Genomic DNA, 8411 nt, shown 5'->3' with positions numbered 1-8411 from the left:
GTCACGAGGACCTCCAGTAGGTGGGTTGGTGTGGTAACCCCCTCCGTACTGGAGGTCCTCGCTACTCGTCTACAACTTCTCGTTCACAACCTCTGAGGGAACTACAGCTAGGACGCGGCCTGCAGCGCCTTCACCTCGTCGCGAGCGGCCACGACCGCGGCCCGCTGGCGCACGACGACCTCGCGGAAGCCCGCGCTGAGGTCCATCTCCACGGCGTCGTCGTACTCCGAGACGGCGTGGTCCTCGCCGGTCACGGCCGCCTTGAGGACGGCCTCGGCGTCGTCGCCGGTGAGCGCGTCCTTCAGCGCGATCCAGCCCCGGTGGACGGCCGCCGCCACGGTGCCGCTCTCGTCGACGTCGTCGCCGTACGCGTGCCCCATGTCGACGATCTCGCGCCAGAACCCGGCCCGCTGCTCGGAGAGCCGCTGCAAGGTGGTGGCCCACTCGGGGTGCTCGCCGTCGCGGAGCTTCTCGGCCGCCTCCGCGAAACCGCGCTCGCCGTCCTTCAGGGTCTCGACGAGCTCCTTGGCGGCCTTGGCGTCATCAGACATGTGCGCTCCTTCGTGTGGTGGTGGTCGTCCCGGCCGGTCGTCCCGGCCGGCCGCTCCACCCTCCCCGACAGCTCGCGACGGCGAATCACCCGTGGGGATGCCCGGCGGGACTACGGTCGGGACATGTCCGAGTTCACCTGGCGTCCCGCCAACGAGGCCACGCCCGAGGACATCGAGTCCGTGTTCGGCACCGGCACGGCGAGCAGGTGCCGCTGCCAGGCCTACAAGGTGCCGGGCTGGATCTGGCGCGACACCAGCCAGCAGCAGCGCGAGGCGGCACTCGTCGAGCAGACGGCCTGCGGCACGGACGGGCCGACGTCGGGGCTGATCGGGTACGTCGACGGCGAGGCCGCGGCCTGGGTGGCGGTCGAGCCGCGGGAGGACTACCCACGCCTGTGGAGCCGCAAGCAGGGGTGGATGCGGATGGACCCCCAGCTCGAGGGCGTGTGGTCGGTGACCTGCTTCGTGGTGCGGAAGGGCTGGCGCAAGGCAGGGCTGACCTACGAGCTCGCGCACGCCACCGTGGAGTACGGCCGGCAGGTGGGGGCGCGGGTGCTGGAGGGGTACCCGATGGAGCCGCCGCCGGGCAGGACGGTGATCTGGGACGAGGCGTCGGTCGGTCTGCTGCAGGTGTTCCTGGAGGCCGGCTACGAGGTGGTCGCCTCGCCCACCCTGCGGCGCCGGGTGGTGCGCCGCGAGCTCAGTCCTCGATGACGTCCAGGCCCTGCTCGCGGAGCCGTGCGAGGTTGTCGAGCATGGTCCCGAGCGTCTCGCGGTCGTGCGGCCGCCAGTCCTGCACCTCGTGCAGCACGCGGAGCGGGTGGCGGGTCCGGTAGGACTCCGTCGGGTTGCCCGGGAAGCGCTTGTCGGTGACGTTGGGGTCGTCCTCGAACGGCCCCAGCGGCTCGACCGCATAGACGTGGCCGCGTGACTCGAGCCCGGCCAGGGCAGCCGAGAGCTGCGCCCCCCACGCCGCGGTGCTCTCGAGGGTGGTGAAGTAGACGTGGTTCATCACCCGCCCCTCCTCGAAGTTGGAGGAGTGGCCAACGACGAGCTCGTCGCCGGGGCGCAGCACCGCCTTGGTCCCGTGGAGGAACGGGCCCGACACGTGGTCGTGGTGCTCGTAGGTCACCGGCACGCGGGCATCGTCGCTCATCGTCGCAGCGCCGCCACGTGGTCGCAGATCTCGCCGACCAGCTCGTAGGGCAGGTCCCTGCTGTGCAGGAAGCGCACCGTGTCCTGCCCGGTCCGGTAGGGCGAGACCCGGGACTCCAGCGGCTCGTCGAGGCGCGGCACGGGGTAGAGGGCGACGTGCTTCTTCCACCCGGCGAAGTGCAGGCCGTAGCGCGCACCGACCATCACGGCCGGCATGTCGTAGCGGATCGTCTCCTCGCCCCCGGGCAGGTGCTCGAGGATGACGTGGCGCAGCCGGGTCAGGCGGTCCTGCACCTCGGGCGGGAACTGCGCGACGTACGCGTCGACGGCCTCGGCGCCTGGGGGGCTCATCCGTCCAGTGTCGCAAACGCGGCAGCCGCGTGGGTCTCAGCCGTTCGTCTCCCACACTCGCACCCAGTCGACGTACATGTGCTGCGGCAGGCGCGCGTCGGCGATCCTCGGGACCTCGTAGTCCGCGGCGAGCAGGCTCAGGATCGGGAACTGCCGCACGTCCGACACGCCGCGACCGCGCATCCGGCCCGTCTCCTTGCCGTCGATGCGGAAGACCACCAGCCGCGGGCGCCACTCCACCGAGAAGACGTGATAGTTCTTCGACCAGCCGTCCCACCGACCCTGCAGGTAGGAGCGCGAGTCCGGGATCCACCCCCCGGCGGAGACGCGTCGCTTGCCCTCGTAGCGGTGCATGAAGGTCGCGAGCCCTCCCTGGGGGTGGCGGTCGCCGAAGTACTCGACCACGTCGATCTCGCTCCCCGCGGCGCCGGGGTACATGCCGGCGACGGGCTGCAGCCAGAACGCGCCGTGCTGGCCGCGCAGGCGGTGGAACTTCACGCGCGCGGCGGCGACGCCGTACCTGAAGCCGAACGCGCCCTCGGTGCCGATGTGCCCGTTGAGCCGGTAGGCGTGCCTGCCGGGCGCCTGGTCGCGACCACGGATCCGGCACCGGCCGGTCGCGTCCGGGTCGACGACCACGCTCAGCCGCACCGCTCCTCCGCCGACGCTGACGGCGCTCGGGTCGCCCTTGGCGCAGGTGCGGCGCGAGGTGGGGACGTAGTCACGGCCGCGGTGGCTCCACTCCGGCCCGAGGCGGTCGCCCCCGAACTCGTCGGTCCACGCGGGGTGCTGCCAGCGGGCCGTGCTGACGGGTCGGCTCGAGAGCGGTCGGAGGCTCCCGGACGCCATCGCCCGCACGCGGTAGGTCAGCGGATGGCCCGCCTCGGCAGCCGGTACGGCGAACTGGGCGCGGCCGCGCAGGTCCTGACGGCGCGTGGCGAGCACCTCCCACGTCTCGCCGCGCCGCACCTGGACCTGGACCCGCCGCCCGGGCGTGACCGGTCGCAGGGTGGCCACGACCGCCGCCCGGGCGTCGTCCGCCGCGGCGACCCGGCCACCGGGCTGGACGATCCGGGGGAGCGCCTGCAGGGAGATCCGCTGGTGCGGCCGCGTCACGGAGGAGACGTCGGTCGGCACGCCGGGCGGATCGGTCGGGGCATCGGTGCCGTCGGCGGACGCGGGTCCCACGACGGGGACGAGGGCTGCAGGGACGATCAGCGCGAGGGCGCCACGGGTGAGGAGTCGGCGGGCCGGCATGGGGTGGTCTTCCTGTCGAGGTGGGTGAGCACCCCGACGAGGGCGTTCGCGGGTGTGACGCGCGCGGGACCCGAGCGGTTGTGGCCGTCGCGCAGGATGGGTCCATGAAGCGACTCGCGGCCGCCGTGGCCGGCCTGCTGGCGGTCGCCGCGACCGCGTGCTCCGCCGACACCGCGTCCTCGGGCGGGCTCGGACCCGCCACCGGCGAGGACGACGCGGGCTGGCCGTTCGCCGTCGAGGAGGTCGACCGGTTCGACGAGCCGTGGGCGATGGCGTTCCTCCCCGACGGCGACCTGCTCGTCACCGAGCGCACCGGTGAGCTCCACCTGCGCGACGGTGGCACGGGTGAGCGCGTCGAGGTGGACGGGACCCCCGAGGTGGTCGACGCCGGTCAGGGCGGGCTCGGTGACGTCCTGCCGGGCCCGACCCACGCGGACGACGCGATGGTCTACCTGAGCTGGGCCGAGGCCGGCGAGGGCGGCGTCGGCGCCGCGGTCGGCCGTGCTCGGCTGGACACCTCCGGCGAGCGGCCTGCCCTGGTCGACCTCGAGGTCGTCTGGCGACAGACGCCCAAGGTCGCCGGCAGTGGGCACTTCGGACACCGGCTGGCGTTCTCGCCCGACGGCGAGCACCTCTTCGTCTCCTCCGGCGACCGGCAGCTCGGCGAGCCGGCCCAGGACACCTCGAACACCCTCGGCACGATCGTCCGGCTGACGCTCGACGGCGCCCCGGCTCCGGGCAACCCGCTCGCGGACGAGGGCGGCACCGCCGCGGAGGTCTGGAGCTGGGGCCACCGCAACCCGCTCGGGCTCGAGCACGCCCCCGACGGCACCCTGTGGTCCTCGGAGATGGGTCCGGAGGGTGGTGACGAGCTCAACGTCGTGGAGCCGGGGGCCAACTACGGCTGGCCGGAGGTGAGCAACGGCAGCGACTACGGCGGCGGCGAGATCCCCGACCACGCGGAGGGGGACGGCTTCACCGCGCCGGCGCGGTCGTGGGACCCGAGCATCTCGCCCGGCAGCCTGATGATCCACTCCGGCGAGATGTTCGAGGACTGGCGCGGTGACGCGTTCCTCGGGGCGCTCTCGGGCGAGGCGCTGGTCCGCGTCGACCTCGACGGCGTGGAGGCCGGCGCCGCCGAGGTGTACGAACTCGGGCAGCGGATCCGGGCGGTCGAGGAGGGGCCTGACGGTGCGATCTGGCTGCTGGAGGACGCCGGGGCTGGACGCCTCCTGCGACTGACCCCGGCCTGACCTAGGCTCGGTGCCGTGACGGAGTACCAGGTGACGCTCTGGCGCGACCTCCCCTCGATGGTCGCCGCCCGAGCCGGTGACGAGACCGCCAAGGTGCAGCTCGCGGCGAGGTTCCAGGAAGCCATCGACGAGGCCGCGATGCGCCTCGGCGACACCGGCGCCGACGACTACCTCGACGGCTGGACCCGCTCCCCGTGGACCGCTGCCGACGGCAGCCCCGCCGACGTGCTGGACCGCGTGGCGGCCGACCTCGACGCCCAGTGGCCCGCCTCGCGCCTCGCCGCCTACCTCGACGGGTTGACGTCCTGAACCGCCTCGCGGCCCTCCTCGGCGACGCCCGACCCGTCCTGCTCGACGGCGCCATGGGCACGCTGCTGCAGGACAGCGGCCTCGAGGACGGCGCTCCGGGCGAGCTGTGGAACCTGCAGGACCCCGACGCCATCCGGGCCGCGCACACGGCGTACGCCGACGCCGGCGCGCGCATCCTGACCACCAACACCTTCGGCGGCACCCGACCGCGCCTCGACATGCACGGCCTCGGCGACAGGATCGACGAGGTCAACCGGGTCGCGGCGCAGGTCGCCCGGTCCGTCGCCGACGGACGCGGCCTGCTCGTCGCCGGCGACCTCGGCCCGACCGGCGAGCTGCTCGCGCCGCTCGGCGCGATGTCGCCGGAGGAGGCACAGGCGCTCTTCGCCGAGCAGCTGCGCGGGCTCCTCGACGGCGGCATCGACCTCGTCCTCGTCGAGACCCTGAGCGACCTCGGGGAGGCCGACGCGGCGCTGGCCGCCGCGCGCGAGGTCGCCCCGGACCTGCCGGTCGTGGTCACCCTGAGCTTCGACACCAACCTCCGCACGATGATGGGCGTACGCCCGGCCGACGCGGTCACGCACCTGGCCGCCGCCGGGGCCGACGCGGTGGGGGCCAACTGCGGTCGCGGTCCCGGTGAGATGGAGGTCATCGCCGCCGAGATGGTCGACGCACGACCCGACGGCCTGCTGCTGGTCGCGCAGTCCAACGCCGGCCTGCCCCACGTCGTCGGCGACCACTTCGAGTACGACGCCACCGCGGCCGACATGGCTGCGCACGCCGAGCGGCTGGCGGCCCTCGGCATCGACCTCGTCGGCGGGTGCTGCGGCTCGACGCCCGCGCACGTCGAGGCGATGCGGACCGCGCTCGCCGGGCGCTGATCCCCGCCGGACGCGCGCGCTGAACTAGGGTCCTGCCACGTGACGGAATCCATGATCTCGGCGCGCGGGCTCCGCAAGTCGTTCGGTGACTTCGAGGCCGTGAAGGGCATCGACGTCGACGTGCGCAGGGGAGAGGCGTTCGGCTTCCTCGGACCCAACGGCGCCGGCAAGTCCAGCACGAATGCGGATGATCGCCTCGGTGAGCCCGGTGACGGCCGGCGAGCTCCGGATCCTCGGGATGGATCCCGCGACCGACGGCCCGGCCATCCGCGGCCGCCTCGGCGTGTGCCCGCAGGAGGACACGCTCGACAACGAGCTCAACGTCTTCGACAACCTCTACATCTACGGCCGCTACTTCGGCATCGACCGCGCGACCTGCAAGCAGCGCGCCCACGAGCTCCTGGAGTTCGCGCAGATCACCGAGAAGGCCAGGGCGAAGGTCGAGGACCTCTCCGGCGGCATGAAGCGGCGCCTCACCATCGCGCGCAGCCTCATCAACAACCCCGACGTGCTGCTGCTCGACGAGCCGACCACCGGGCTCGACCCCCAGGCCCGGCACGTCCTGTGGGACCAGCTCTTCCGGCTCAAGCAGGCCGGGGTCACGCTCGTCATCACCACGCACTACATGGACGAGGCCGGACAGCTCTGCGACCGTCTCGTCGTGATGGACAAGGGCCTCATCGCCGCGGAGGGGTCGCCGCGCGAGCTCATCGACGCCCACTCGACCCGCGAGGTCGCCGAGCTCCGCTTCGGCGTCGGCGAGCACGAGGCCCTCGCGGGGAAGGTGGAGGACCTCGGTGAGCGGGTGGAGGTGCTGCCCGACCGTCTCCTCGTCTACAGCGACCACGGGGAGGACGTCGTGACCGCCGTGCTGGAGCGTGGCCTGCACCCGCTGGCCACGCTGGTGCGCCGCTCCACCCTCGAGGACGTCTTCCTGCGTCTCACCGGCCGGAGCCTGGCCGACTGATGGCGGCCGACACGACGACCACCTCGTCCACCGCACGCCCCGCCGCACGCCCGACCGGGGCGCTGTCGGTGTGGGAGGGCCTGGCCCGGCAGTACGACTACTGGCTGACGGTCTACAAGCGCACCTGGCGCGGGGGAGTGATCAGCTCGTTCGCGGCGCCGCTGTTCTACGTCGTCGCCATGGGCGTGCTGCTCGGCGGCTTCATCGACGCCGACCCCGACACCCTCGAGGGCGCGACCTCCTACCTCGCCTTCATCGTCCCGGGCCTCGTCGCCGCGCACGCGATGCAGATCGCCGTGAGCGAGTCCACCTACCCCGTCATGGGTGCCATCAAGTGGCACAAGACGTTCTTCGCCCAGCTCGCCACGCCCCTCGCCGTGCGCGACCTCGTCAACGCGTTCATCGCCTTCGTCGTGGTGCGGGTCGCGACCGCGTGCGGGGTCTTCATGCTCGTGCTGGCTCCGTTCGGCGTCTTCGAGAGCTGGTGGGGGCCGCTGCTCGCCTGGCTCTCGCAGGTCCTGGTCGGCACCGCGTTCGCCGTGCTGACCTTCGGCTACTCCGCGAGGTTGAGGTCGGAGGAGGGCTTCGGGGTCCTCTTCCGCCTGGGCGTGATGCCGCTGACGCTGTTCTCCGGGGCGTTCTTCCCCATCGCCAACCTCGGGCCGGTCCTGGAGTGGGCGGCCCGGCTGACCCCGCTGTGGCACGGTGTGTCGCTGTCGCGGATGTTCTGCCTCGACACGGTCGACTGGTCGCTGGCGACCGTCAACGCCGGCGTCCTCGTGGTGCTCTGCCTGCTCGACTGGCGCTGGGCGGTCACCGGTCTCGACAAGCGGCTGGAGGTCTGATGGCCGCCCTCGGACAGGTCGCGATCCCCGCGCCCATGTCGCCTGCCGGCGCGGCCCGGCTGCTGGTGCTGCGCAACTTCATCGTCTACAGGTCGGCGTGGAAGCTCTTCCTCACCGGTTTCCTCGAGCCGGTGCTCTACCTCTTCTCGATCGGCATCGGCGTCGGCCAGCTCATCGACACGTTCGACTTCCACGGCGAGCAGGTGCCGTACGCGGCGTTCGTCGCACCCGCGATGCTCGCCACCTCCGCCTTCAACGGCGCACTGATGGACAGCACGTTCAACGTGTTCTTCAAGCTCAGGTACGAGAAGCTCTACGACCAGATGCTCGCCACCCCGCTCTCGACGGGCGACATCGCCCGCGGTGAGATCGCGTGGGGACTGATCCGCGGGTCCGTCTACTCGGCGGCGTTCCTGCTGGTGATGCTCGCGATGGGGCTCGTCGACTCGTGGTGGGCGGTGCTCGCGCTGCCGGCCGCGGTGCTCATCGCGTTCGCCTTCTCGGCGGTGTGCATGGCGCTGACGACCTGGATGAAGAGCTGGCAGGACTTCGACAAGATCACGCTCGCCCAGATGCCGCTGTTCCTCTTCTCCGCGACGTTCTTCCCCGTCGAGGCGTTCGGCGACGGTGTGCTGCGCTGGGTCGTCGAGGCGACGCCCCTCTACCGGGGCGTCGTGCTGTGCCGGGAGCTCACCACGGGCTTCGTGACGTGGGAGTCGGCGGTCTCCGTCGTCTACCTCGTCGTGATGGGTGTGATCGGGCTGCTGGTCGTACGCCGACGGCTGGACGCGCTGCTGCTCACCTGAGCCCCGGACCAACCTCTGGCCAACGCGGCGAGGGCC

General features: G+C 72.3%; 11 protein-coding genes. 7 read left to right on the top strand and 4 right to left on the bottom strand.

Features of this window, described 5'->3' with window-relative positions; all coding sequences use genetic code 11:
• Positions 1 to 107 precede the first annotated feature (107 nt).
• On the bottom strand, positions 108 to 551 hold the full coding sequence (locus F4692_RS19775; RefSeq protein ID WP_179621455.1) for a ferritin-like domain-containing protein: 444 nt from the start codon (positions 549 to 551) through the stop codon (positions 108 to 110).
• Between the two features lie 123 nt (positions 552 to 674).
• Between F4692_RS19775 and F4692_RS19770 the strand changes: the two genes are divergently transcribed.
• A complete protein-coding gene (locus F4692_RS19770) occupies positions 675 to 1265 on the top strand; it encodes a GNAT family N-acetyltransferase (protein ID WP_179621454.1) in 591 nt (196 codons plus the stop codon).
• Here the strand turns inward: F4692_RS19770 and arr are convergent.
• Genes arr through F4692_RS19755 form a run of 3 tightly spaced genes read right to left on the bottom strand, consistent with a single transcriptional unit; the run spans position 1252 to position 3314 of the window.
• Complete coding sequence (arr, locus tag F4692_RS19765; RefSeq protein WP_179621453.1) at positions 1252 to 1707, bottom strand: NAD(+)--rifampin ADP-ribosyltransferase; 456 nt, start codon at positions 1705 to 1707, stop codon at positions 1252 to 1254. The two genes, F4692_RS19770 and arr, sit on opposite strands and share 14 nt — an antisense overlap.
• Positions 1704 to 2057 carry an iron chaperone gene (locus F4692_RS19760; protein ID WP_179621452.1) on the bottom strand — a complete coding sequence of 118 codons (354 nt, stop codon included), beginning with the start codon at positions 2055 to 2057 and terminating at the stop codon, positions 1704 to 1706. The genes arr and F4692_RS19760 overlap by 4 nt, the downstream gene beginning before the upstream one ends.
• A gap of 36 nt (positions 2058 to 2093) precedes the next feature.
• Positions 2094 to 3314, bottom strand: a complete 1221-nt coding sequence (locus tag F4692_RS19755) for a glycoside hydrolase family 16 protein (RefSeq protein ID WP_179621451.1) — start codon at positions 3312 to 3314, stop codon at positions 2094 to 2096.
• A gap of 104 nt (positions 3315 to 3418) precedes the next feature.
• Between F4692_RS19755 and F4692_RS19750 the strand changes: the two genes are divergently transcribed.
• The 6 genes from F4692_RS19750 (at position 3419) to F4692_RS19725 (ending at position 8375) form a co-directional block, all read left to right on the top strand.
• Positions 3419 to 4567 carry a PQQ-dependent sugar dehydrogenase gene (locus tag F4692_RS19750; protein ID WP_179621450.1) on the top strand — a complete coding sequence of 383 codons (1149 nt, stop codon included), beginning with the start codon at positions 3419 to 3421 and terminating at the stop codon, positions 4565 to 4567.
• Between the two features lie 15 nt (positions 4568 to 4582).
• On the top strand, positions 4583 to 4876 hold the full coding sequence (locus F4692_RS19745; protein WP_179621449.1) for a virulence factor: 294 nt from the start codon (positions 4583 to 4585) through the stop codon (positions 4874 to 4876).
• On the top strand, positions 4762 to 5757 hold the full coding sequence (locus F4692_RS19740) for a homocysteine S-methyltransferase family protein (protein WP_308645391.1): 996 nt from the start codon (positions 4762 to 4764) through the stop codon (positions 5755 to 5757). Before F4692_RS19745 ends, F4692_RS19740 begins: the two co-directional genes overlap by 115 nt.
• A 199-nt stretch (positions 5758 to 5956) precedes the next feature.
• Positions 5957 to 6724 carry an ATP-binding cassette domain-containing protein gene (locus F4692_RS19735; protein ID WP_308645390.1) on the top strand — a complete coding sequence of 256 codons (768 nt, stop codon included), beginning with the start codon at positions 5957 to 5959 and terminating at the stop codon, positions 6722 to 6724.
• Positions 6724 to 7569 carry an ABC transporter permease gene (locus F4692_RS19730; protein ID WP_179621447.1) on the top strand — a complete coding sequence of 282 codons (846 nt, stop codon included), beginning with the start codon at positions 6724 to 6726 and terminating at the stop codon, positions 7567 to 7569. Before F4692_RS19735 ends, F4692_RS19730 begins: the two co-directional genes overlap by 1 nt.
• Complete coding sequence (locus F4692_RS19725) at positions 7569 to 8375, top strand: ABC transporter permease (RefSeq protein WP_179621446.1); 807 nt, start codon at positions 7569 to 7571, stop codon at positions 8373 to 8375. Before F4692_RS19730 ends, F4692_RS19725 begins: the two co-directional genes overlap by 1 nt.
• The last annotated feature ends 36 nt before the right edge of the window (positions 8376 to 8411 follow it).

The sequence above is a fragment of the Nocardioides cavernae genome (genome assembly GCF_013410035.1).
Taxonomy (GTDB): domain Bacteria; phylum Actinomycetota; class Actinomycetes; order Propionibacteriales; family Nocardioidaceae; genus Nocardioides; species Nocardioides cavernae_A.
The sequence above is the reverse complement of the archived record's forward strand: the minus strand, read 5'-3'. Positions and strand labels throughout refer to the sequence as shown.